This window comes from Oceanicaulis sp., assembly GCF_965284345.1.
In the GTDB taxonomy this organism is placed as follows: Bacteria; Pseudomonadota; Alphaproteobacteria; order Caulobacterales; family Maricaulaceae; genus Oceanicaulis; species Oceanicaulis alexandrii_A.
Map to the genome: position 1 here is coordinate 2,925,179 of NZ_OZ260073.1, position 24,010 is coordinate 2,949,188.

At 60.4% G+C, this 24,010-nt stretch carries 22 protein-coding genes; 13 read left to right on the top strand and 9 right to left on the bottom strand.

Translation table 11 applies throughout. From position 1 onward, the window contains the following. Positions 1-159: 159 nt before the first annotated feature. Genes ACQ66J_RS14220 through ACQ66J_RS14235 form a run of 4 tightly spaced genes read left to right on the top strand, consistent with a single transcriptional unit; the run spans position 160 to position 4,263 of the window. Entirely contained in the window at positions 160-1,200 is a 1,041-nt protein-coding gene (locus ACQ66J_RS14220; RefSeq protein WP_430432137.1) for an efflux RND transporter periplasmic adaptor subunit, read from the top strand. A 35-nt stretch (positions 1,201-1,235) separates the two neighbouring features. Continuing rightward, the gene (locus ACQ66J_RS14225; protein ID WP_375549092.1) at positions 1,236-1,928 is read left to right on the top strand and encodes an ABC transporter ATP-binding protein; all 693 of its coding nucleotides are present in this window, start codon (positions 1,236-1,238) and stop codon (positions 1,926-1,928) included. After that, complete coding sequence (locus tag ACQ66J_RS14230) at positions 1,925-3,082, top strand: ABC transporter permease (protein ID WP_430432138.1); 1,158 nt, start codon at positions 1,925-1,927, stop codon at positions 3,080-3,082. The genes ACQ66J_RS14225 and ACQ66J_RS14230 overlap by 4 nt, the downstream gene beginning before the upstream one ends. Before the next feature lie 5 nt (positions 3,083-3,087). Further along, a complete protein-coding gene (locus ACQ66J_RS14235; protein WP_430432139.1) occupies positions 3,088-4,263 on the top strand; it encodes an ABC transporter permease in 1,176 nt (391 codons plus the stop codon). Between the two features lie 23 nt (positions 4,264-4,286). Here the strand turns inward: ACQ66J_RS14235 and metC are convergent, their stop codons facing one another. Continuing rightward, positions 4,287-5,432, bottom strand: coding sequence for a cystathionine beta-lyase (gene metC / locus ACQ66J_RS14240; RefSeq protein WP_430432140.1), 1,146 nt, complete (start codon positions 5,430-5,432; stop codon positions 4,287-4,289). A gap of 67 nt (positions 5,433-5,499) precedes the next feature. On the opposite strand from metC, the gene ACQ66J_RS14245 reads away from it, so the two are divergent. Then, on the top strand, positions 5,500-6,561 hold the full coding sequence (locus ACQ66J_RS14245) for an amino acid ABC transporter substrate-binding protein (RefSeq protein ID WP_430432141.1): 1,062 nt from the start codon (positions 5,500-5,502) through the stop codon (positions 6,559-6,561). 9 nt (positions 6,562-6,570) lie between these two features. Here the strand turns inward: ACQ66J_RS14245 and ACQ66J_RS14250 are convergent, their stop codons facing one another. Beyond that, the gene (locus ACQ66J_RS14250; protein WP_430432142.1) at positions 6,571-7,578 is read right to left on the bottom strand and encodes a cysteine synthase A; all 1,008 of its coding nucleotides are present in this window, start codon (positions 7,576-7,578) and stop codon (positions 6,571-6,573) included. A 141-nt stretch (positions 7,579-7,719) separates the two neighbouring features. On the opposite strand from ACQ66J_RS14250, the gene ACQ66J_RS14255 reads away from it, so the two are divergent. Genes ACQ66J_RS14255 through ACQ66J_RS14270 form a run of 4 tightly spaced genes read left to right on the top strand, consistent with a single transcriptional unit; the run spans position 7,720 to position 11,445 of the window. Next, on the top strand, positions 7,720-8,379 hold the full coding sequence (locus tag ACQ66J_RS14255) for a cupin domain-containing protein (RefSeq protein ID WP_430432143.1): 660 nt from the start codon (positions 7,720-7,722) through the stop codon (positions 8,377-8,379). 22 nt (positions 8,380-8,401) lie between these two features. Continuing rightward, complete coding sequence (locus tag ACQ66J_RS14260) at positions 8,402-9,103, top strand: DUF6134 family protein (RefSeq protein WP_430432144.1); 702 nt, start codon at positions 8,402-8,404, stop codon at positions 9,101-9,103. Then, the gene (locus ACQ66J_RS14265) at positions 9,103-10,632 is read left to right on the top strand and encodes a cryptochrome/photolyase family protein (protein WP_430432145.1); all 1,530 of its coding nucleotides are present in this window, start codon (positions 9,103-9,105) and stop codon (positions 10,630-10,632) included. Before ACQ66J_RS14260 ends, ACQ66J_RS14265 begins: the two co-directional genes overlap by 1 nt. 9 nt (positions 10,633-10,641) lie before the next feature. Continuing rightward, the gene (locus ACQ66J_RS14270; protein WP_430432146.1) at positions 10,642-11,445 is read left to right on the top strand and encodes an SDR family NAD(P)-dependent oxidoreductase; all 804 of its coding nucleotides are present in this window, start codon (positions 10,642-10,644) and stop codon (positions 11,443-11,445) included. Positions 11,446-11,466: 21 nt separating this feature from the next. Here ACQ66J_RS14270 and ACQ66J_RS14275 read toward each other — a convergent pair whose 3' ends face one another. Genes ACQ66J_RS14275 through ACQ66J_RS14290 form a run of 4 tightly spaced genes read right to left on the bottom strand, consistent with a single transcriptional unit; the run spans position 11,467 to position 16,379 of the window. Beyond that, positions 11,467-12,708: a class I SAM-dependent methyltransferase gene (locus ACQ66J_RS14275; protein WP_430432147.1), complete on the bottom strand. Its 1,242-nt coding sequence runs from the start codon at positions 12,706-12,708 to the stop codon at positions 11,467-11,469. A gap of 47 nt (positions 12,709-12,755) precedes the next feature. Next, entirely contained in the window at positions 12,756-13,577 is an 822-nt protein-coding gene (locus ACQ66J_RS14280; RefSeq protein ID WP_430432148.1) for a DUF1365 domain-containing protein, read from the bottom strand. Between the two features lies 1 nt (position 13,578). After that, a complete protein-coding gene (locus ACQ66J_RS14285) occupies positions 13,579-14,940 on the bottom strand; it encodes an NAD(P)/FAD-dependent oxidoreductase (protein ID WP_430432149.1) in 1,362 nt (453 codons plus the stop codon). Beyond that, positions 14,937-16,379 carry a cryptochrome/photolyase family protein gene (locus ACQ66J_RS14290; protein ID WP_430432150.1) on the bottom strand — a complete coding sequence of 481 codons (1,443 nt, stop codon included), beginning with the start codon at positions 16,377-16,379 and terminating at the stop codon, positions 14,937-14,939. The genes ACQ66J_RS14285 and ACQ66J_RS14290 overlap by 4 nt, the downstream gene beginning before the upstream one ends. A gap of 123 nt (positions 16,380-16,502) precedes the next feature. Here ACQ66J_RS14290 and kdsA point away from each other — a divergent pair, with 123 nt between their 5' ends. Both kdsA and rfaE2 read left to right on the top strand, forming a co-directional pair. Then, positions 16,503-17,363, top strand: coding sequence for a 3-deoxy-8-phosphooctulonate synthase (kdsA, locus tag ACQ66J_RS14295; protein WP_430432151.1), 861 nt, complete (start codon positions 16,503-16,505; stop codon positions 17,361-17,363). Positions 17,364-17,380: 17 nt separating this feature from the next. Continuing rightward, positions 17,381-18,847, top strand: a complete 1,467-nt coding sequence (gene rfaE2 / locus ACQ66J_RS14300; protein WP_430432152.1) for a D-glycero-beta-D-manno-heptose 1-phosphate adenylyltransferase — start codon at positions 17,381-17,383, stop codon at positions 18,845-18,847. Between the two features lie 3 nt (positions 18,848-18,850). On the opposite strand, the gene ACQ66J_RS14305 is transcribed toward rfaE2, so the two are convergent. Further along, positions 18,851-20,065, bottom strand: a complete 1,215-nt coding sequence (locus ACQ66J_RS14305; RefSeq protein ID WP_430432153.1) for a DUF3089 domain-containing protein — start codon at positions 20,063-20,065, stop codon at positions 18,851-18,853. Positions 20,066-20,183: 118 nt separating this feature from the next. On the opposite strand from ACQ66J_RS14305, the gene ACQ66J_RS14310 reads away from it, so the two are divergent. Next, positions 20,184-20,912: a DUF502 domain-containing protein gene (locus ACQ66J_RS14310; protein ID WP_430432154.1), complete on the top strand. Its 729-nt coding sequence runs from the start codon at positions 20,184-20,186 to the stop codon at positions 20,910-20,912. Between the two features lie 79 nt (positions 20,913-20,991). Here ACQ66J_RS14310 and ACQ66J_RS14315 read toward each other — a convergent pair whose 3' ends face one another. Beyond that, a complete protein-coding gene (locus ACQ66J_RS14315; protein ID WP_107713215.1) occupies positions 20,992-21,204 on the bottom strand; it encodes a cold-shock protein in 213 nt (70 codons plus the stop codon). A gap of 186 nt (positions 21,205-21,390) precedes the next feature. After that, entirely contained in the window at positions 21,391-23,484 is a 2,094-nt protein-coding gene (recG, locus tag ACQ66J_RS14320) for an ATP-dependent DNA helicase RecG (protein ID WP_430432264.1), read from the bottom strand. A gap of 80 nt (positions 23,485-23,564) precedes the next feature. Between recG and ACQ66J_RS14325 the strand changes: the two genes are divergently transcribed. Beyond that, positions 23,565-23,888: a succinate dehydrogenase assembly factor 2 gene (locus tag ACQ66J_RS14325; protein WP_375549073.1), complete on the top strand. Its 324-nt coding sequence runs from the start codon at positions 23,565-23,567 to the stop codon at positions 23,886-23,888. Positions 23,889-24,010 lie beyond the last annotated feature (122 nt).

The window sequence follows — 24,010 nt, forward strand, 5'->3', positions numbered from 1 at the left end:
ACGGATTGTGCGTCGGGTGACACCTGTCACTAACGCGTGATCGAACGCTGCGACTATTGATGAAGCATAGGCGCAATGATTTGGGCCGCGCCTGTTTTCGGCGCCCGAGACGGGAAATGGTACACTGCTCGCGCGAATGGCGCACAGGGGACGAGACGAATGAATGATGACCGTAAAGAGCAATTGCACTCTCTCACCATAGAGCGAGCCGAGGACACGCACGCCTCAGGCGGTCCGGGATGGGCGGCGCTGTTGATCGCAATCGTCCTGGCGGGCGGCGGCGGCGCTGGCGCGGCTTGGTTCCTCACTCCCAGAACCGAACCCGCGCCGTCAATGGTGGCGCAGAGCGCTCAAACCAACGCAGAAACAGTGCAAACAACACCTGCTGCAGACCCAGTGGCGTCACCCCGTCCGACGCCCAGCTCCGGACTTGTGGCGTCAGGCTATGTGGTGGCGCGTCGGCAGGCGACGGTCTCAGCGGAAATCACAGGACGCATTCGCGATGTGCTCATTGAAGAAGGGGCAGTCGTGGAGGAGGGCGAGGTGCTCGCTTATCTTGATGATGATCGCGCCCGCATCGATCTCGACCTGTATGAAGCTCAACAAGCCGCCGCCGCCGAACGCGCGCAATCGTTCTCTGCGCAGGTGACCGAAGCGCGTACACAGCTGACCCGTACAGAACAACTCATCAATTCTGGCTACGCCACCGATTCACGGCGGACCGCTGAACAGGCTCAGGTCGACAGCCTGCAAGCTCAACTCAGCGCGGCGCGCGCGGACCTTGCCGCCGCCCGCGTGCGTGTGCGCAGTCAGCGCGATTATGTAGACCGTCATGTGGTGCGTGCGCCATTTGGGGGTGTGGTGATCGCCAAGAACGCTCAGGTGGGAGAAATCCTCTCACCCGTGTCAGCGGGCGGCGGCTTCACCCGGACCGGCATCGCGACCCTGGTCGACATGGACAGCCTGGAGCTGGAAGTGGATGTCAATGAAGGCCAGATCCAGCGCGTGCGCGCCGGCCAAAGCGTCGAGGCCATTCTGGACGCTTATCCTGACTGGCGCATTCCCGCTCATGTGGAAGCCATCATTCCGACGGCGGACCGGGCGCGCGCCACCATTCGAGTCCGCGTCGCCCTGGGTGAACGCGATGACCGGGTTTTGCCGGACATGGCCGCCCGCGTGACGTTTCTCGAACAAGACTGAACACCGATCTCAGCACCAGGCGATAGGGACAGATCATGACCGACGTGCTTTACGAACTGACGAACCTCTCCAAGCGTTACACGCGCGGCAAAGAAAGCGTCGCGATCTTTGAAGACCTGACGATGACCATCAATCGCGGCGATTTCATCGCGATCATGGGGCCGTCAGGCTCTGGCAAGACGACCTTGCTCAATCTTCTGGGCGGCATCGACAAGCCCTCGGGCGGACAGGTTGTCTGCAACGGTCTTCGGATCGACAATCTCAGCCAGGCCAAACTCGCCAAATGGCGCTCTAGCCATGTGGGTTTCATCTTCCAGTTCTATAATCTGATGCCGACCCTGACGGCGGCCCAGAATGTGGAGCTGCCGCTGCTGCTGACGAACCTGTCCGGCAAGGAGCGCAAGCGCCGGGTGCAAACCGCTCTTGAAGTGGTCAAGCTCGCCGAACGCGCCAAGCACCGGCCCCGCCAGCTCTCGGGCGGTCAGCAGCAGCGTGTCGCCATCGCCCGCGCTCTGGTGGCTGACCCGGATGTGCTGCTGTGTGACGAGCCGACGGGCGATCTTGATCGCACCACGGCCGACGAAATCCTAGAGACGCTTCAGCTTCTGAATTCCGAGCTGGGCAAGACCATCGTCATGGTGACCCACGACCCGGCGGCCGCCAAATACGCTCGCCGCGAATTGCATCTGGATAAGGGCCGCTTCATTGAATCCGGAGCGATGGCATGAATGACCTCACGCTGATACGCAAATCCCTGTTCAGGAAGAAAACCCGCGCGATCCTGCTGATCCTCTCGATCATGACGGCCTTCCTGATTTTCGGCGCACTCGCTTCCATCGACCGGGTGCTCAACTCGTCTGAAGAGCTGTCGCGGGCGGACCGCCTGGTGACCGTGAACAAGATCAATTTCACCCAAAGCATGCCCTTCGCCTATTGGGGCCGGGTTCAAGGTGTGGACGGCGTGCAAGCCATCACGCATGCGTCCTGGTTTGGCGGCTATTTCCAGGATGTGCGCAATTTCGTGCAATCCTTCGTCGTGGATATGGACAGCTATCTGGTCGTCTATCCCGAGCTGGAAATGCCCGCAGATCAGCGCGCCGCTCTCTCTGAGCGACGCGACTGTGTCGCTGTCGGGGCTGATCTCGCCGAGCAGTATGAGTGGAGCGTCGGAGACCGCTTCCCGCTCAGCTCGAACATCTGGCGTCAGAACGACAGCTCCAGCGCCTGGGATGTGGAGGTCTGCGCGATCATGACCACTGAAGACCAGGACATCCCGACCAATTATCTCTTGATGCAGTACGACTATTATAACGAAGCGCTGGCGTTCAATCGTGACCAGATCGGCTGGATGATCATGCTAACGGGCGACCCGGTGATCAATGATGCGGTGTCTCAGCGCATTGACGACATGTTCGCCAATTCGCCGGCTGAAACCGAAACCACTACTGAAGCCGCGTTCTCCCAGGCGTTTGTCGAACAGCTGGGCAATATCGGATTGATCCTGAGCCTCGTCGTCAGCGCCGCTTTCGCCACCATTTTGATGATCGTGGGCACCACCATGGTGATGGCCATCAATGAGCGGACCAAGGAAGTGGGCGTGATGAAGACGCTTGGCTTCTCATCCTCGCGCATCTTCACCCATGTGCTGTCGGAATCGGTGCTTTTGAGCCTTGTGGGAGGGCTGCTGGGATTGGGGGTCGCGGTGCTCATGCTCGGCGGGATCGCCGAGGTCGCAGGCGGCCAATTGCCCGGACTGGGCGTTTCAAGAGAGACCTGGCTCCAGGCGCTCTTGCTCATGATCGGTTTCGGACTCGTCACCGGCTTTGTGCCGGCCCTCAACGCCATGCGTCTGAAAATCGTCGACGCTTTGGGTAAGGAGTAATCGCCATGATCTCGCAAATTCTTGCGGTCACCTCGATCAATCTGCGCTCCATCCCGCAACGCTGGGGCATGTCGCTGGCGACCATTCTGTCCATCGCGTTGGTGGTGGGCGTGCTTCTGGGTTTTCTCGCCATGGCCAACGGCTTTCGCGCCACGGTCAGCGGGACTGGATCGGAAAACATCGCCGTACTTTTGCGGTCCGGCTCTCAGGCCGAGCTTAATTCCGGCTTTGGCCGGGATACGGTACGCCTGATCGAAACCGCCCCCGGCGTGGCGCGGGATGTGGACGGAAACGCCATCTTGTCGGCCGAGCTCTATGTCATCACCGACGCGACCAAACGCTCGACCGGCAATGACGCCAGCCTGTCATTGCGGGGTGTGGACGACGCTGCGCCGCGCCTGCGGGAAAACTTCCAGATCGTTCAAGGCCGCATGTTCGCTGAAGGCTCCAACGAGATCGTTGTGGGCGAAGGGGTCATTCGGGAGTTCTCAGGTTTCGACTTGGACAGCACCATCCGCATGGGACCCAATGAATGGCGCATTGTCGGCATTTTCTCGACGGGCGGTTCGGTCTTTGATTCTGAGATCTGGGCCGATATCGGCACCGTCCAGAACCTCTATCAACGCGGGGCGAGCTATCAGTCGATCCGGGTTGAACTGGACGGTGAGGGCGGTCTTCAAGCGCTGCGTCAATATGTTGAGGACGAGCCGCGGCTCGATCTCGATGTGGAGACGGAAAAAGACTTCTTCGCCCAGTCTGCAGGCGGTCTGTCCAATCTGATCATGTATCTGGGCTGGCCGTTGGCGATCATCATGGCGGTCGGCGCGCTCGCGGGCGCCTGGAACGCCATGTACGCCTCGGTGGATTCGCGCATTCGCGAGATCGCCACCTTGCGCACATTGGGATTCTCAGGCTTCGCCGCCTTTGTGGGAACGCTAGTGGAGTCGCTGATGCTCGCCTTCATCGGCGGCCTTGTGGGCGCCGTGATCACCTATTTCGTCTTTGACGGCGTCAGCGCATCCACCCTTGGCGGCAGCTTCACACAAGTAGTGTTCTCGTTCGCCGTGACGCCCGCAGCGGTGGTGAGCGGGGTCGTCCTGGCCCTGCTGGTGGGCTTGCTGGGCGGGTTCTTCCCGGCCTTGCGCGCCTCTCGCGTGCCGCTCCTCGAAGTGCACGGTTAGACGCCTTTACGGCGGGTCTGGTTTCAGCTCAAAGCCTGAGCCAGATCCGCCCAAAGGTCGTCCACATCCTCAAGTCCCACTGACAGGCGCAGTAAGGCGTCTTCGGCTGTCCAGGGCACGGCGGTGCGGCGAATCTGGCGATCGCACGGCAGGATCAGGCTCTCATATCCGCCCCAGCTGAAACCCAGCCGAAACAGATGCAAGGCTTCTGCGATCGCTTCGCCCGCCCGCGCATCCACGCCATCCAACACAAAGGCGAAGCAGCCTGAAGAGCCGCTGAACTGGCGGTTGAACAAGGCATGGTCGGGATGGCTCTCAAGACCCGGATGCAAGACCCGCGAGACCTTGGGGTGCGCTTCAAGCTGGCGGGCGAGAGCCAGTCCTGACGCGCCGGAACGTTCGATCCGCAAGGACAGGGTGCGCAGGCCGCGCAAGCACAGATAGGCGTCATCGGGCGAGACATGGCCGCCGAACAAGACATCCTTGTTTTTCAGGCGCGCCGCCGCGTCCCCGCGCGCCGCAACCGCGCCCATCAGGAAGTCAGAATGCCCGCCGACATATTTGGTCAGCGCCTGAGCTGCATAATCCACACCCAATTCCAGCGGGTTCATCAGCAGGCCCGCGCTCCAGGTATCGTCGATGACGCTGGCGGCGCCGGCGTCTCGGGCTGCGTCGGCGATGGCGGCGATGTCTTGCACTTCGAACGTCAACGATCCGGGCGCTTCAAGCAACACGACCGCGGTGGGCTGTTCGAGCAAGCGCGCGATGTCCGCGCCGATACGCGGGTCGTAATACACAGGCGTCACGCCATAACGCGGCAATTCCTCATCGCAAAAGCGCCGCACAGGACCGTAAGCGGAATCGGTGATCAACGCCTGCAGGCCCGAAGGCTGATCGGGCAAGGCCGTGCGAAGCGCCAGGATCACGCTCGCTAGCCCCGATTGCGCCAGCGCCACATGGTCCGCTTCATACAGCTCAGCGATCGCATCACGCAATTCGGTATTGGGGCTCAGGCCCCCACGCCCGTAATGACGCCGCGGCGGTGTGGGGTTGTAAAGCTCGGCGGTTGACGGCGCGACAACGGTCGAGGCGCGCTCGATCGGCGGGTTGACCAGATCGTCGCTGCGGCGGGGCTGACCGGAATGGATCAGTCGGGTGTCGCGTTTCATGTCGACGCGCTCCCTTCTCTTCGTTACACCTGAGGTATTGTTTTCAGCATGTAAGGCGGTTGGACCGATGACGCCAGCGTCTTTGTTCGACCTGATGGACCCGCGGCGCCTCGCAAAAGGGGCGACCGCGTTTGCATTGGGCTTCGCGGTTTCTCAGAGCGATGTGGCGGCGTCCCGCTCTCACATGGCCGACATACAGAACCGCGGCGTGCTCAGATGCGGCGTTGATACAGGCCTGACAGGCTTCGCGGAAACGGACGAAAACGGCGTCTGGAGCGGGTTCGAGGTCGATCTCTGTCGCGCCTACGCCGCCGCGTTTCTCGGCGATCCCGACCGCACTCAGTTTCTCCCGACGACAACGCTCGATCGGTTTCAATCCTTGCGGAATGGTGATGTGGACATCCTGTTGCGCAACACCAGCTGGACCTTGTCGCGCGCCGCGACTCAAACGGTGCGTTTCACCGGCGTCTATTATTATGACGGGCAAGGTTTTCTGACCCCAGCCGATCTGGGCCTGACTTCGGCGCAGGAATTGAGCGGCGCGCGCATCTGCGTGCAGCCGGAAACGACCAGCGCGCTCAATCTCGACGATTATTCAGAACGCTACGGTCTGAATTTCACCACGGTGTCCGTTGAAACCGTCGCGGACGCGCGCCTCGCGTACGAGGCGGGTGACTGCGATGCGTTCACCAGTGATGTTTCACGCCTGGCCGGCTTCAGACGCAGCCTGACAGAACCCGACCGGCACATGGTCTTGCCCGACGTCATCTCCAAGGAACCGCTGACCCCGGTGGTGAAAGCGGGCGACCCTCAATTCGAAATGGCGGTGGAATGGGTGCTGATGGCGCTGATTGCGGCCGAAGAATACGGTGTGACGCAAAGCCAGCTGTCAGAGCCGGGCCAAATCTCAAACCGCCCGGAAGTTCGCAGACTTCTGGGTTTAGATGAAGATATCGCCTCAAGCCTAGGTGTTGATGAAGACTTTGCTCGTCGCGCTATCGCTGCGGGTGGCCATTATGGCGAGCTGTTCGAACGTAACCTGGGTGAGGCGTCCCCGCTTCAGCTAGAGCGGGGACTGAACGCCCAATGGAACCAGGGCGGTCTGCTTTACGCGCCGCCCGTGCGCTGATCGATCGGCCTAGTCGAGCCAAGGCGGGGTCGGCAGGCCTTTTTCACGCAGGAAGTCGGGATTGTAGAGCTTGGACTGATAGCGAGAGCCATGATCACACAAAATGGTCGTGATGGTGTGACCTGGCCCCATCTTGCGCGCCAGACGGACCGCGCCGGCGATATTCACGCCGGCTGAGCCGCCCAGGCACAGGCCTTCTTCCATCACGAGATCATAGAGAATTGCCAGCGCTTCCTCATCAGGAATGCGGAAGGCCTCATCGATTTGAGCGCCCTCAAGATTGGCGGTGATGCGGCTTTGCCCGATGCCTTCGGTGATTGAATTGCCTTCTGCTTTCAGCTCGCCATGGGCGTAATAGCCGTACAGCGCCGCGCCGCCAGGGTCCGCCAGAGCGATCTTGATGGCGTCATTCTTGGCTTTGAGCGCATCTGATACGCCGGCGATCGTGCCGCCGGACCCGACAGCAGCGACAAAGGCGTCCACCTTGCCGCCGGTTTGCTCCCAGATTTCAGGGCCCGTGGTCTGGGCGTGGGCGCGGCGGTTGGCGGTGTTGTCAAACTGGTTCGCCCAGATCGCCCCATGGGGTTCAGTCGCGTTCAGCTCTTCCGCCAACGTGCCTGAATAGCGCGCGTAATGGTTGGGGTTGGAGTAGGGGACCGCATCCACTTCGATCAGCTGAGCGCCCATCAGTCGGATAGCGTCGGCCTTTTCTCGTGACTGGGTGCGCGGAAACACAATCACCACCTTGTAGCCCAAAGCGCGTCCGACCATGGCCAGGCCGATACCTGTATTGCCAGCGGTGCCTTCCACGATCGTCCCGCCCGGCTTGAGCGCGCCGCTGGCTTCCGCTTCGCGAATGATGCCAAGAGCCGCGCGGTCCTTCACCGAACCGCCCGGATTGAGGAACTCGGCCTTGCCCAGGATTTCACATCCGGTTTCGTCCGACACCTTGTTCAGACGAAGCAGCGGCGTATCGCCGATGAGATCAATGACGGAGCGGGCGGGGCGGGGGGTCATGGCGAGCCTCTTTTCAGCATTCTGATCGCCAAGTTAGGAGCTGTCTGAGATCGCTGCAATCAAAGGGGCGCGCCTTAACGCAGGCGTGATCCGTTTTCGTCGCGTTTGCGTAAGAAGATACGAACAGTCGGAGTAACTGAAATGCATACGCTTGACGCAGCATGGATGGTGGATGTGGCCAGCGGCGCAGCGCCCAAAGCGGTGCAGGTGCTCGCCGCTTGCCACGCAGAGATGAATGCGAGCGCCAGCGCCCTGCTGCATCAGGCTGAGCACGTCATGGGCGGATTTCTTGAAGACACTGAGCCGGTGGCCATGAGTGTCGGCGCGTTTGAGGCTTTGTCTCAGAAGTTGGGCGGCCTGCCGCCCGCGGCTGTCACGCCTCGCCGGCGCCTGTCAGATCAATTGAATTTGGACCTCCCCGACACCCTCAAGCGCGTATTGAGCGATCACCCGCATCCTATCTGGATGAACAAGATGGGCGGGTTTCAGGAGATGCCGCTTGAGACTTTGGAAGAAGACGGCGTCCATGTGCGCCTTCTCAGCCTTCCCTCGGGACGCGGCGTCGCTGAACACACCCACCAGGCTGAAGAGCTGACTTTGGTGCTTCAAGGCGGTTTCAATGATGGACATGCCGACTATCGCGCGGGCGATGTCTGCCATGCTGATCCGTCCCTGACCCACAACCCGCGCGCGCATGCGGACGGGCCTTGTGTTTGTCTGTCTGTTGAAATGGGGCGTTTACAATTCACCCACCCGGTCATTTCTCTGGCCAGCCGCATGCTAGGCTGGGACCGATCCTGATCCTTTGTCTGGAGTCTTCACCATGCTGAGACTGATCATGACGACCTTGAGCGCAGGCGCTGTGCTATCGAGCCCTGCATGGGGCTTTGCTGATAACGCGCCTTCGATCACCCCTTCGCCGAACCCAGGCGAGAGCATTGTCTTTGACGTCTATCGCGATGGCGATAAACGCATGGGCACGCACGCGGTCCATTTCGAGCAAGACGGCGGCGATTTGCTGGTATCCGTCGACATCGAGCTTCGCGCCGGTTTGGGGCCGATCACCGTCTTTCGTTATGAGCACCAGTCCACGGAACGCTGGCGTGAAGGCCAGCTGATTGGGCTGAACGCTGAGACTCTCAAAGATGGCGAGACCTATCGTGTGGAGGCTCAGTCCACCCAAGACGGGCTGGATGTGGAGGGCGAAACGCCGGATATGGGCGCAATTGCCCTCGAATTTCCGCTCTCGGTGCTGCCCAGCTCGCACTGGCGCGGCTATCGCACCGGCGCATACGACATTTTGAACACCGAACATGGCAGCGAGCTGGATGTGACGGTGGATTATCTGGGCGAGGAAATGCTGGCGGCCGATGGCGCGCGCATTACCGCTCATCGCTATCGGCTCTCCAGCGAACTGACCGTGGACCTCTGGTATGATGAAAATGGCCGCTGGGCCGGCTGTCAGTTCGAAGCCAGGGGCCAGACCATTCGCTATGAACGCCGCGCTGACCCGTTGAGGGGCTGATGTCAGCACTCAGACTTGTTCTTGGCGATCAGCTCAGCGCCTCCATCTCCAGCCTTGCTGATTACAGCGATGGCGATCTGATCTTGATGGCGGAAGTCGCTGAAGAAGCGTCTTACGTCCCTCATCACGCCAAAAAAATCGCCTTCATCTTCTCCGCCATGCGCCATTTCGCCTCCAGCCTGGAAGGGGGCGGGAAGGCCGTGCGCTATGTGAGGCTTGATGACGCCGACAACACCGGCGCTTTGAAATCTGAGGTGAAGCGGGCGCTTGAGACAAAAGCTTTCGATAAACTCGTCCTGACCGCGCCGGGCGAGTATCGATTGAAGACGGATATGGAGCGCTGGTCTGACACGTTCGATCTGCCGGTTCAGATCCGCCGCGATGATCGCTTCATCTGCTCGCTGGACCGGTTTGACGCCTGGGCGGACGGGCGCAAGCGCCTGACCATGGAGTATTTCTATCGCGAGATGCGACGGGAGACCGGCATCTTGATGGAGGGAGACAAGCCGACTGGGGATCAATGGAATTTTGACCAGGACAATCGCAAATCACTGCCCGCTGACCTGACCCCTCCCGACCGCGCCTGGGTCGAACCCGATGCGATGACCCGGCAGGTGATCGATCTTGTCGCGGAGCAGTTTCCTGATCAATTCGGTGACCTTGAACCCTTTGGCTACGCAGTCACCGCCGAAGACGCGGACGCGCAACTGGATTGGTTCCTACACAACGGCCTGCCCAATTTCGGAGACTATCAAGATGCGATGAAGCTGGAGCACGCATTCCTGTTTCACTCGGTCATCGCGCTCTATCTCAATATCGGCCTTCTTGATCCGCTCAAAGTCTGCAGAAAGGCGGAGGCCGCGTATGAAAGCGGTGATGCGCCGCTGAACGCCGTGGAAGGCTTCATCCGGCAAATTCTGGGCTGGCGTGAATATGTGCGTGGTATCTATTGGCGGTTCATGCCGGACTATCTTGAGCGCAATGCGCTTGAGGCCAGACGGCCTTTGCCGGACTTCTACTGGACGGCCGACACTGATATGGCATGCGTGCGCGACGTCGTCACCACGACCCGCAAACACGCCTACGCGCATCATATTCAGCGGCTGATGGTGACGGGAAACTTCGCCTTGCTGGCCGGGATTGATCCCAAGGCGGTCAATGACTGGTATCTCGCCGTTTACGCAGACGCGTATGAATGGGTGGAAGCGCCCAACACCCATGGCATGGCGCTTTATGCCGATGGCGGCTTGATGGCGACCAAGCCGTACGCCGCATCGGGAAGCTATATCAACAAGATGAGTGATAGCTGCAAATCCTGCAGCTATGCAGTGACCAAGAAAAATGGGCCCAAGGCTTGTCCATTCAACTATTTGTATTGGAACTTCCTGATTGAAAATCGGGCACGCCTGAAGGGCAATCACCGTTTGTCCATGATCTACAAAACTCTGGATCGGATGACGGATGAGAAAACCGATGCGATCGCCGCAGACAGCCAACGTTTTTTCAAACGCATCGGCATCGCCGAGTGAGGACTGGACATGAAAACGCCTGTAATTCCGACGCCCGTTGACGGGCTGTGCTGGCTCACTGGCGCCAGCTCCGGGATCGGTGAAGCCTTGCTGGCCGATCTGGTCAAGGAAGGCTGGCGCGTGGCGATTTCGGCCAGAAGCAAAGACAAGCTCGATGCGCTGGCGCGACGCCACCCCGGCAAGGTCTTCGCCTATCCCGTAGATATCAGTGATGATCGCGCCGTTGCTACAACGGTCGCTCAAATTGAGTCTGATCACGGTCCAATCGTCAGAGCGATCCTGAACGCCGGCGTCTACATCTCAATCGAGGCGGAACACCCGCGATTTGAGGATTACGCCAAGACATTTGATGTGAACCTGAAGGGCGCGGCCGCATGTGTCTGCGCGCTGACCCCGCGCTTTTGTGAGCGCGGCAAAGGTCAGCTGGTGATCGTCTCATCCGCCACGGCGTTTGGCGGCATGCCCACTGCGACCGCCTATGGGGCCACAAAAGCAGGGCTTTTGAACATGGCGGAAGGGCTCGCCATTGAGCTTTATCGCTATGGGGTGAAGGTTCAGTGCGTCACGCCCGGATTCGTGGACACCCCGGCTCAGGATGACAACGCCTTCCCCAAACCCTTCATGGTCAGCGCGGAAACTGCGGCCAAACGCATTTGCAAAGGGATGAACCGCACCGGCTTCGAGATCACCTTCCCAAAACGCTTCACCTGGATCTTGAAACTGATCTATGCGTTGCCGCGAGACTGGCACATCGCCCTGGTTCGCAAACAGACGGGCTGGGACAAGCCGCCGGAAGAAAAAAAGCCCGCATGATGCGGGCTTTTTCGTGTCTTATCAGGCGCGGCGAATTGTGAACTGGCCCACATCAATGCGCCCGGTTCGAAACCCCGCCTCGCAATAGGCGAGGTAGAAATCCCACATGCATTTGAACCGATCGTCAAACCCCATGGGTTCAATGCTGGGCCAGGCGTCGTCGAACCGCTCTTTCCAGAGTTTCAGGGTGTCCGCATAGTCGAGACCGAACTGATCGGTTTTAACCAGCTCAAGCTTCGCCGTTTCAAAACAGGCTTCCAGCTTTTCCACGCTCGGCATCATGCCGCCGGGGAAAATGTAACGCTGGATGAAGTCTGCGCGTTTTGAGTATGTCTCAAACAGGTCGTCGCGAATGGTGATGATCTGAAGGCCGGCTTTCCCGCCCGGCTTGAGAACCGCAGACACCTTATCGAAAAAGCTGGGCCAGAATTCCTGTCCGACAGCCTCAAACATCTCGATCGAGGCCACCCGGTCATAAACGCCCGTCTCGTCACGGTAATCTTGCAGTTTGATCGTCACCTTGTCAGTCAGCCCCAAACGCTCAATCCGCGTCAGAGCGTAATCGCGCTGTGCAGGCGACAGGGTCAGGCAGGTGACGCTCGCGCCAACCGTTCCGGCGGCGTATTCCGCGAACCCGCCCCAGCCACAGCCGATTTCCAGGACCTCATGATCCGCCTGCAAGTCCATGGACCGGGCGAGGGCGGCGTATTTCTCGGTCTGTGCATCTTTCAGAGATGTGAGCCCGTCGGTGAACCGGGCCGACGAATAGGTCATCGTTTCGTCCAGCCACAGCTCGTAAAAACTGTTGCCCAGATCGTAATGCGCTTCGATGTTCTTGCGCGCCTGGCTTTTCGTATTGGCGCGCCGCAAATGATACAGCCAGTGGAAGAAGCGCGTGATCGGTCCGCCGCGGGTGATATTCGCCATTTCGTCGAGATTGGCGGAAAACACGGTCAGGACAGCCGCAAGATCCGGCGTCGTCCAATCCCCATCCATATAACTTTCCGCAAAGCCGACATCGCCGCCCGAAATCACTTTTCGAACGACAGCATAATTGGCCAGTTCAATCACGGCGTCGGGGCCTTCACGTTGGCCTTCAAACTTGACGGCTCGGCTGTCAGGCAGCACGACAGTCAGTGTTCCGACCTTGAGTTTCAACAGCATGCGCAGGGTTAAACGCACCCCCCGCGGCACGCCCTGAAGGCGGTCGATCACAGCCGGAGAGTCAGCCCGCACCAGCGGGCTAGCGGCGAAGTCGGTCATTGGCGGCTCCGTCGGTTACGCATTTGCGTGTAACGCCAAGTTTACAATTAATCCTGCTCGGCGCCAAATCCGGCGCGCGAGGAACGGGATACGGGGTGCGCCAAAGACGCATCTGCGGGTGAAGGATTGCGCTTGTGATAGACCGCGCCCTTGATCCAGAGCCGCAAAGCCTCCCAATGGATGGCGAGGATAGTTTTCAAGCTCGAAAACGGTTGGGTGAGGAACAACCGCGCGAGCTGAGCGGTGTTTAACGACGCGCGCTTCATGGCCATGGTCGCCAGAAAATCCGGCCCGTCTTCACGCTGTTTGAAGATGGTCAGATGGAAGGTATCGTCAGGTTCGCGCAGCGTGAACTCATAGCGTCCGCCCAGATCAAAGAAGGGGGAGACGTGAAAGATTTTCTCGGCGTCATGGGTTTGTCGGGACCCTTCACTGGACTTCGCCACATAACAATGGCTGTCGCCGAAAGTATTGTGGACTTCGTAGATCAGGCCTTTCAGTCGGCCGTCGCCGTCATGGGCGAAATAGATCGAGAGAGGATTGAACTGATAGCCCAGCACGCGCGGGGCGCAGAGCAGGGACAGTCGGTCCTGCGCATCCAGTTCAACTCCGGATGTCGCAAACAAGTTACGCGCCCATGACGATAGATCATTGCCGTCGCGCGGCCCGACATCCTTGGGATAAAAACTGTAAAGGTTGAACCGTCCAACCGAGAAGAACGCGCTGAGGCGATCCGCCGCATCGAGCTGATCCAGGTCCAGAAGGATTGAGCCGAGCCGATAGCTGAACCGGTGTAGAAACGGTGCGCGGCGTTCATGTACCGTCTTGCCGACGTACAGACTGCCCGCAGGTTGAGTGTCGCAAGTCATCTTATTCAGCCGCGACTTGAGCTTTCAGACGAGACGGCTCAGCGGGTCTCGACCAAGCCCCGCCATCCACGTCACCCTCTGCGAAGGTCCACGGGATTTGACCGCCCAGCCGCAACGCTACGCGCAGACCGGCGCGCAATCCATCTTCATGAAACCCGTAGCCCAGCCAGGCGCCCGCGAACCAGGTGTTGCGCACGCCTTGGATGGAATTGAAGATCCGCTGCGCGGCGAGAGCGGGCGCATTGAATTGCGGATGGTCGTACTGATACCGGCCGAATACGGTCTCCGGTCGGGGTTGGCGAACCGGGTTCAGCGTCACAAAGAGCGGCCTGTCGGACCGAATGCCCTGCAAACGGTTCATATCATAGGTGACTGCTGCATCGGCTCCGCCTTCGCGCAGATAGGTCCAGGCCGCCTGAGCGCCCTTGCGAGCTGGCGTAAGGCTCGTATCGCAATGCAGAACCGCTTCGTTGGCGCCATACCGGATTGCGCCCAGAAGCTGACGCTCGTCCTCATCCGCATCTTTCAGCAAGGCCAAAGCCTGATCGGAATGGCAGGCGAGGATCACTTCGTCGAATTGATGCGTCTCACCGTTTTCGTCCTCAATCGTCACGCCCTCTGATGTGCGATTGACGGAGCTCGCCTGCGATTGAAAATCAACGCCCGCGGCCAATAGATCCGCTTCCAGCTTTTTGACATAGGTGCGGCTGCCGCCTTTCACCGTATTCCATTTCGGCCGACTGGCGTGCATCAGGCGATGGTTCTTGAAGAAACGAATAAAGGTTTCAGCCGGATAATCCGACATGCCCGCTTCGGACGTGGACCAGATCGCAGCGCCCATCGGCAGCAGGTATTGCGTACGAAACGCGTCGCCCAGTTCGAGACGATCGAGATATTGACCCAGGCTCAAGCCCTCAAGGCCGCCGGCCTCGAGATCTTTCTGTGCGGCTTTGTTGAACTTCAAGATGTCGCGCAGCATGCGCAGATAGCTCAGGTTAAACAGGTTGGAGGGGTCGGCGAAGAGGCCCTTGAGCCCGTTTGACGACCACTCAAACGTCCGGTCCAGGCTGAATCCAAAGCTCATATCGGTGCGATAGCTATCCACGCCAAGATGGGCGAACAGCGCAATCAGATTGGGATAGTTGAGCGGATTGAAGACGATGAAGCCCGTGTCCACGTCGATTTCCGCGCCGTCATAATCGATACGCACAGTATTGGCGTGACCGCCCAGCCGCTCTCGCTTTTCAAACACCGTGACGTCGTGGACATTGCGCAACGCCCAGGCCGCGCCGAGACCGGATACGCCCGCGCCGATCACAGCGACGCGCAAGGGACGGGAATGCAAAGGCGTAATCGGGCTCATGCGGAGTCCTTGATCTTTTCAAAGGCGGCGAGCGCGCGTTTGCGCGCTTCACCATGGTCGACGATCGGCTCGGGATAGGTTTCACCCAAGTGGACGCCAGCTTTTTTCAACACCGACTGATCCGCCGTCCAGGGGGCGTGAATCGCCTTGTTCGGTAAATTCGTCAGCTCTGGTAACCACCTACGAAGATACTCACCATCTGGATCAAACTTTTCTGACTGCCCAACGGGGTTGAAGACCCGAAAATAAGGGGCTGCGTCCGCGCCGGACCCGGCTGTCCATTGCCAAGAAGCAGAATTGCTCGACAGGTCTGCGTCAACCAAAGTGTCCCAGAACCAGGCTTCGCCTTCGCGCCAGTTGATCATCAGGTCCTTGATCAGGAAGCTGGCGACGATCATGCGGACGCGATTGTGCATCCAGCCGGTCGCCCAAAGCTCGCGCATGCCGGCATCCACAATCGGATATCCTGTGCGCCCTCGACGCCAGGCTTCCAGATCCTTCGCCTGGCCCGTCCATTCAAATCCGTCAAATTTTGACTGGAAGTTCGCCTCGGGCAGGTCGGGGAAATGATAAAGGAGGTTATAGCTGAACTCACGCCAGGCAATCTCACTCAGATAGGTGTCAGCGCCCTCTGCTTGAGCGTGAGCCGAGCGTTTGACCGCGTGCCAGACCTGGCGCGGACTGATTTCGCCGAAATGCAGATGCGGCGACAGTTTCGAAGTGCCATGTTCCGCCGGCAAGTTCCGGCGATCTGAGTATTCAGTGACGCCATGCTGGAGAAATTGACCCAGCCGCCCATGGGCCGCCGCCTCGCCAGGCGTCCAGTTATCCTTGAGCCCGCCTGACCAGTCAGGCTTGGTCGGCAAGAGTTTTAACGCCTCCAGCGTGCAACCGTCTTGATGGTCGTGGAACGTCAGCGCGTCAGGGCGAGCGGTCGGTTCAGACGGCGTATGTCCCGCTTTCAGGGACCGCCAGAAAGGCGTGAACACCTTATAGGGCGCACCGGCTTTCGTCGCGATCTCCCAAGGCTCTACAATCAGCGAACCGTTAAACGAGCGCGCTTTCACGCCTGCCTCGTTCAGCGCTGACTTGATGGCTTCATCGCGCTTGCGCGCCCAGGGCTCATACTGGCGATTCCAGAACACCGCTCCTGCGCCCGTATCTTCAATCAGCGCGTCGAGGCAGGCCTGTGCCGGCCCCTGCTGAAAAATCAATCGCCCGCCCAATTGCTCGATATCGCGAGCCAGCGACGCGAGCGAATGATGCAGCCACCACCGGCTCGCGCCGCCAGGCTTCCATGCGCCAGGCGCGTCATCATCGAGGATATACACGGGCAGAACAGGCGCGCCCGTCGCGGCCGCGGCTTGCAGGGCAGGATTATCTGCCAGTCTAAGATCTTGACGGAACCAAACAATTACAGGCTTTTTCAAATCAGTCATGGGTTTGCAATGCACGCGTTCTGGGACGAAGTATGGTGTCTGGCTATACGGTGTTTTATATCCTCTGGATCAGGGGCTGACACATAGCCGTCTGTCCTAGCGCCAAGTGGAGAAGCGTTTCTCATGAATCCGAACGCCGTCGTCGAAATTCCGCTGCCCAAAGGCGGCGTGCTGGAAATGGGCAATGAGAAGCCGCTCACCATTATCGCGGGGCCTTGCCAGCTTGAAAGCCGCGAGCATGGCCTTGAGGTTTCGATGGCGCTCAAGGAGATCGCGGATCGCACAGGCGCGGGCCTTGTTTACAAGACCTCTTTTGACAAAGCGAACCGCACCAGCCTGTCCGGCAAGCGCGGTTTGGGTCTGTCAGCGTCTCTGGAGGTCTTTAATGAAATCCGTGAGACCAGCGGCCTGCCGCTGCTGACTGACATTCACACGGCGGAACAGTGCGCCATCGTCGCCGAAGCTGCAGATATCCTTCAGATTCCGGCCTTTCTCTGCCGCCAGACCGATCTGCTGATCGCCGCTGCGGAAACCGGCAAGGTGATCAATGTCAAAAAGGGCCAGTTCCTGGCGCCGTGGGACATACCCAATGTGATCGGCAAACTCACCGGGGCCGGGAACCCCAATGTGATCGCCACCGAACGCGGCGCCAGCTTTGGCTATAATACGCTGGTGGTGGACATGCGCAGCTTCCCGATCATGAAGCAGACCGGCGCGCCTGTCGTCATGGACGCCACCCACGCCGTACAGCAACCCGGCGGTCAGGGCGGCTCTTCCGGCGGGCAGCGTCAGTTCGCACCGCATCTGGCGCGCGCAGCGGTCTCTCTGGGCATTGCAGGCGTCTTCATGGAGACCCACCCGGATCCGGACAATGCGCCTTCTGACGGTCCGAACATGATCCCGCTCAACCGGTTTGAAGAGGTTGTGCGCGATCTGATGGCTTTTGACGCGCTGGCCAAGTCCAATCCCGTCATTCAACTCTAATCGCTCTGGAGAGCGCCATGTTGCGTGAACGGGCTGCGCACCTTCTTGCCGCCATTCAAAACCGCCGCGCCGTTGTGCTGGGCGATCTGTTGTATGACAGCTTTGTTTATGGCGACACGCATCGCATTTCGCGTGAAGCGCCGGTGCCGATCCTGTCGGAGAAACGCCGCACGGCCATGCTAGGCGGCGCCGGCAATCTCGCGCGCAATCTCTCAAGCCTCGGAGCAGAGGTGCGCCTGATTTCAGTCGCCGGGACCGATGCAGACGGTGAAGCCGCGATTGAGCTGGTCAAGGCCGCCTGTGGCGATGCGACGGGGGTCGTACGAACGCCCGAACGCCCGACGCCGTCGAAAATCCGCTATGTGTCCAATAACCAGCAGATGTTCTGCGTGGATCGCGACCCGACCGAGGCGATTCAGGCCCATACGGCGTCAGATCTCCTAGATCACATAAGGGAAGCGCTCGAAACATCTGATATATTGATTATTTCAGATTATGGACGCGGCGTGGTGACGCGTGATTTGGTGCAAGCCGCCATCGCTTTGGCGCGCGACGCCGGCAAACCAGTCAGCGTCGATCCGCGCGGTCATGATTACAGCCGATATGACGGCGCCAGCATTATCAAGCCCAATGCCGGCGAGCTTGAAGCCGAAACCGGACTGACTGTCTCCAGTGATCACGAGGCGGCAGCAGCGCTGAAAGCCCTCAAGGCGCAATTGACGCGAACCCAGGCCGTCATGGTCACACGCGGCGGCGCGGGCATGACCTTGCTGGACGAAACCGGCGTCATTCATCACCACCGCTCCAGATCGCGTGATGTTTATGATGTTTCAGGCGCGGGCGATACGGCACTGGCCGGATTGTCGCTCGCCATGGCCGCGGGCGCCTCTTTGAAGGACGCCATGGAATTCGCCGATCTTGCTGCCGGCGTCGCGGTCGGCAAACCTGGCACCGCCACCGTTTCGCCAGAAGAAATTCTGGACGCCGCGCAAGCGGGTGAGGAAGCGCCAGACTGGCGTGTCATGTCCCGCCCCGCCATGGCGGAATTGTCAGCAGACTGGCGCGAAAGCGGCTTGAAAGTCGGCTTCACCAATGGCTGCTTTGATCTGCTGCACCCGGGGCATTTGTCGGTGCTGCGCCATGCCGCGTCGGTGTGTGATCGCCTGATCGTCGGACTGAACGCGGACGCCTCGGTCAAGCGCTTGAAAGGCGAGAACCGCCCCATCAATGATCAGGCGACGCGCGCGACCATGCTGGCCTCGCTCGAAATGGTGGACCGCGTCGTGATCTTTGACGAAGACACCCCCGCAGAGCTGATCTCGGAAATCCGCCCTCATGTGATGATCAAGGGGGCCGATTACGTGGCGGAAGAACTGCCTGGCGCAGACTTCATCCGTCAGTCTGGCGGGGAAATCGTCCTTGCGCCGCTCATGGACGGGCTGTCCACCACAAATATTGTCAATCGCCTGCGTCAGGACAGCTAGAGCCTAGCCGTCAATCGGTGTGATGGGCGCGACGTCCACTTCCACGGGCGCATCCAGTGCGGGCGCATAGCGCGCCTCATCCGCCATCACAGCACGGATCGTATCGAGCCGAGCTTCGGCATTGGCGCGGATATCCATGTAGAACAGGTTGGACGACCGGACACGGCGGTCCTCCGCCAAGCGCCCAGAACGGCGCAAGGCACGGGCCCGCGGCTGGTCAATCATCAACAGACCGCTCTGACATTGCGCGCCTGTCTGGTTGGTCATGGGCGAGGGCGCATCCGTCAGCGACAGACCCTCTGCAGCGGCAGCCCCCCGGTGCAAACGTGCAGGCGCGTAATCTTCATTCGCCGTCCAGAGAACAGGATTGACGCACAACAAGGCCCGGTCCTCGACCGCGGTCAGGCGCCCCCGGACGTCAAGCGCCCGAGAGCGTTGCGTCAGGGCCTCAATACGCGCCGTTTCTTGCGGACGCACGGCGATCCACCCGACAAGACAGCGAATCTCTGACGGATCAGTGCAGACCGGAATGGTTGAGAGCGGCCCCGCCAGCAGGTCGAGCGGCGTGGGAGACTCAATGATGTACGCGGCGGCCAGGCGCCGGGCCACAGCCGGATCAGGCGCCACGCGCCGCGCCAGAATGTCCAGCGCGATCGCGCCGCCCTGACCGACGCCAACAAGGAAGAACGGCTGTTCCGGATCCGTTTCGCGCAGGAATTGGGTGAAGGCGCGCTGGATGTCCATTTGCGCCAGCTCTCGGGCCAGCACGGAATCCTCGCGATTGTTCATGAAGGTATAAAGCGACGCCTGACGGTAGCGCGGCGCATAAAGCTCAACATCCTGAACCAGGAAGGGCGCGGCATAATTCGGCAGGATGATCTGGGAAACTTCCACAGCCTCCTGGGGCCGGTCATAGGGCGCGTTCCAATGGCTGCCGCCGTCATAGGTGGTCGGATGAATGAAGAAGACCGCCGGATGGCCCGCTTCGTCAGGCAGGCGCACATCCGGTCGGGCCGCCCAGGCTTCATCCTGTGTGTAGTCAGGGGCCGGAGGGCGTTGATAGGTCTGAAACGGCACGCCGGGATCCAGGAAGGTCTGGAAAATCTGATCGCGCAAAACCAAAGCGCTGAGCGCGGACAACGCGACGAAGCCGCCCAAAGCGCCAAACAAAAGCCAGCGCAACCAGGCGGTGAGGGGAATGTTGAAAGGGCCGTTCATGCTCACACTCATACGCGTGCAACTGGGACGTCAGCAAGGGGGAGCCTTGATTCCTCCCATATTCGCGGGCATTGCAGAGAGGCGTCCGATCTGGGCGCTGTAACAGGAGTTGAGCGACGTGCTTCGCTGGCTACGCAATCGCTTTTTGACCGGCGTCGTTGTCGCCGCCCCGATCGGTATCACATTCTGGCTGATCTACAGCTTCGTGACCTTTGTGGACCAGGTGATCAAGCCCCTGGTTCCGTCCCGCTACAACCCTGAAAGCTATCTGCCCTTCGCCATACCCGGCATGGGGCTTCTGATTGCAGTGCTGGGCCTGACCTTGCTTGGGGCGCTGGCGGCGAACATTTTCGGCCGTAGCCTGCTCGATCTGGGTGAGCGCGTGCTCAATTCCGTGCCGCTGATTCGCAATATCTACGCCGCGCTCAAACAGATCGTGGAGACCGTCTTTCAGGGCCAACAGAACTCCTTCAAGGAAGTGGTGCTGGTGGAATACCCGATGGCGGGCAGCTATGCGGTCGCCTTCGTGGCCTCGACGGGCCGCGGCGTGATCCGCTCTGTGGTGGGCCAGGGCGATGACGTGATCGGCGTCTTCATCCCCACCACGCCCAACCCGACATCGGGCTTTTTGCTCTTCGTGCCGCGCGCCAAGGCGATCGCGCTCGACCTGTCGGTGGAGGAGGCGGCGAAGCTGATCATTTCCTTCGGCATGGTGACGCCCGATCGCTTGCCTGACGGCGCGATCCCGCAAGCCGAGCCGGGCAAGGCGGGCGCAGGATTGATGCCGGATGACAGCTCTGACGCGTCAGCGTCTGATCCTGAGCCTACAGATCCGAAACCGTCCTGAACGCGCAGGACGTCGACCATAAAAAAGCCCCCCGGATGATCCATCCGGGGGGCTCTTCATCCAATCTTTTCAGATCAGATTAGTCGGCTTTCGCAAGCGAACCTGCGGAAGTTTTGCCGCTTTTGTGGTCGCGCTCTTCTTCATAAGAAATGCGCTGACCTTCGGTCAGCTCGGGCATGCCCGCACGCTCAACGGCAGAGGCGTGCACGAACACGTCCTTGGAACCGTCGTCAGGTTGAATGAAGCCGTAGCCTTTGGTGGAGTTGAACCACTTCACAATGCCGGTAGCCATTGATGAATGTCCTTTTTTAGACAAGAGTTAATCACCACGCCCTCCGAATAAGAGCATGGCGGACATCGACATTTGGAGGGAGTGGAATCAGCGCCTAAACGCTAGTGACCTAAAACCTGGCCATGTATCGATAGCGACTATGTACTACAGGCCCAACCCGATTTCCAGTGAAATCTGCGGCTCGGTCTAACCGGACCGCATCAGCCGCACCCCTTCATCGCGTTCAAACAAGTACAGCAAGGTGCGAAGGGCTTCTCCGCGTTCCCCGGCGAACACGTCCTCGCGCGCGGTTTCGTACTGAGCGGCGTCGCTTGCGAGCTCTAACAGGTCGGCATGGGCCGCCAGGTCCGCGATTCGGTAATCCGGCAGGCCCGATTGTTTGAGCCCCAGCGGATCGCCTGAACCGCGCAAACGCCAGTCTTCCTCGGCGATGACGAAGCCGTCATCAGAATTGCGCATGATCTCGAGCCGTGCACGCGCCGTCTCGCCCAGCTGGCCATGATAGAGCAGCAGGCAGGTGGAGGCTTTGTCGCCCCGACCCACGCGTCCGCGCAACTGATGAAGCTGCGCCAGACCAAACCGTTCGGCGTGCTCGATCACCATGATGGTGGCGTCCGGCGCATCCACGCCGACCTCGATCACAGTGGTGGCGACCAGAACGTCAATCTCGCCGGCGCGGAAATCCTCGGCGGCTTTTTGCTTGTCGCGCGCCAGCATGCGCCCATGCACCAGACCAATGCGCGCGTTCGGCAACATTTCAGACAGCATGTGGTGGCGCGCCTCGGCGGCGGCGAGGTCGGAGGTGTCGCTGTCTTCCACCAACGGACAGACCCAATAGGCGCGCTCACCCTTGGCGAGAGCACGCTTGAGCCCTTCGATGATCTCATAGAGCCGTTCGCCGGAGACGACGCGGGTGTCGGGCGGGATGCGCCCGGCGGGTTTTTCATCGAGCCGGCTGACATCGAGATCCCCGAACGCTGCGAGCGTCAGCGTGCGCGGAATAGGGGTGGCGGACATGGCGAGCACGTCTGGCGCACGCCCTTTCATGGTCAGCTTACGCCGATCGGACACCCCGAACCGGTGTTGTTCATCAATGACCACCAGGCCCAGATCGGCGAAGTCGACGCTATCCTGGAACAAGGCGTGAGTGCCGCACACCACTTGCGCCTCGCCCGAGGCGAGCTGCGCCTCCAGCTCTTTGCGCGCCTTGCCTTTGTCGCGCCCGGTCAGCGCCACCACGCTGATCCCGGCGGGCGCCAGCAGATCGCTCATCACCTTGGCGTGCTGGCGAGCAACGATTTCGGTGGGGGCCATCAAGGCGGTCTGAACCCCGGCCTCGGCGGCATGAGCGGCGCAGAGCGCGGCGACGAAGGTCTTGCCCGAGCCTACATCGCCATGCACCAGCCGCATCATGCGCTGAGCGCTGTCCATATCAGTCTTGCAGGCTTCAAACGCCCGCATCTGAGCACCGGTCGGGGTGAAGGGGGCATGCTCCAGGAGCTGCGCTACGCGGGCGCCATCCCCCGTCAGCGGCCGGCCTTTGCGCGCTTTGCGGTCCCGCCGCGCCAGTTTCAGCGCCAGCTGGTGGGCGAACAGCTCATCAAAAGCGAGGCGTTTACGGACCCGCGCGGTCGGCTCCAGATCAAGATTTGATTGCGGGGCATGCAGCTCCAGCAAGGCCTCGCGCCACCCCGGCCAGTCCTCACGCGCCTTCAGGGGCCCATCGATCCATTCGGGCAGATCGGGCAGGGTGCTCAGCGCCTCAGCCATGGCCTTGCGCATCACATTGACCGACAGGCCCGCCGTCAGCGGATAGACCGGCTGCAGCAGATCCTTGTCCTCGACCTTTTTGGGGTCGGCGATCAGATCGGGATGCACCATCTGGATTTCGCTGGCGAAACGCTCCGCCTTGCCCGACACCAGCCGGGTGGCCCCGACAGGCAGCATGCGCCGCAGATAATCAGACTTTGCGTTAAAGAACACCAGATGCAGCCAGCCCGTCTCGTCGCGCATGCGGACCTTATAGGGCTGCTTCATCGTGGGGCGGGGAATGTGTTCTTCCACCTCCGCCTCAATGCTCACCAGCACCTGATTGCCGGCGTCCCCAGCATCAGAGATCGACACCCGGTGCGTCCGGTCCACCAGCCCGGTGGGCGCGGTGAAGATCAGATCCTTCACCCGCGGCCCCGCCACCTTCTCCATCAACGCCGCAAGCCGAGGCCCCACGCCTTTCAGCGTGGTCAGGTCAGCAAACAGCGGGAAGAGCGATTGAGGGCGCATGCCGCTAACATCGCCCGTGAACTGGATTCGCGAAAGTCTCACCCTTCACCCAACCACACCTGCGCGCTATATGCGCTGTCATGAGTGATAATCCTTTCTCCGATCCGAACACGCCCCTCGACCCTGAAGCGCGGCTGAAGCGTTTGACGTTTCGCGCCTGGCGGCGGGGGTTCAAGGAAGCCGACCTGATCATGGGACGCTTCGCGGACACCAAACTCTACGACTTGTCGCCAGACGAGGTGGATGAGTTTGAGCGTCTATTGGATGCGCCCGACACCGAGGTTTACGCCTGGATCTGCGGCACGATCGAGACCCCGGCCAATTATGAGGGCCCGGTGCTGAATGCACTGAAAACGTTTGACTATGAGGCGCTCGCCGCCGAGGGCGACGGCCCGTCGAGCTAAATCGTTTGCCTTTCTCTCTTTCCCGGTGAAGACCGGGATCCAGAGAAGGTCGAGCGCGACGTTTCCTGCTCCGCACCCCGGCTGGAGTTCACCCTCAACGCGATTTGGGGGCCGGGGAAGAG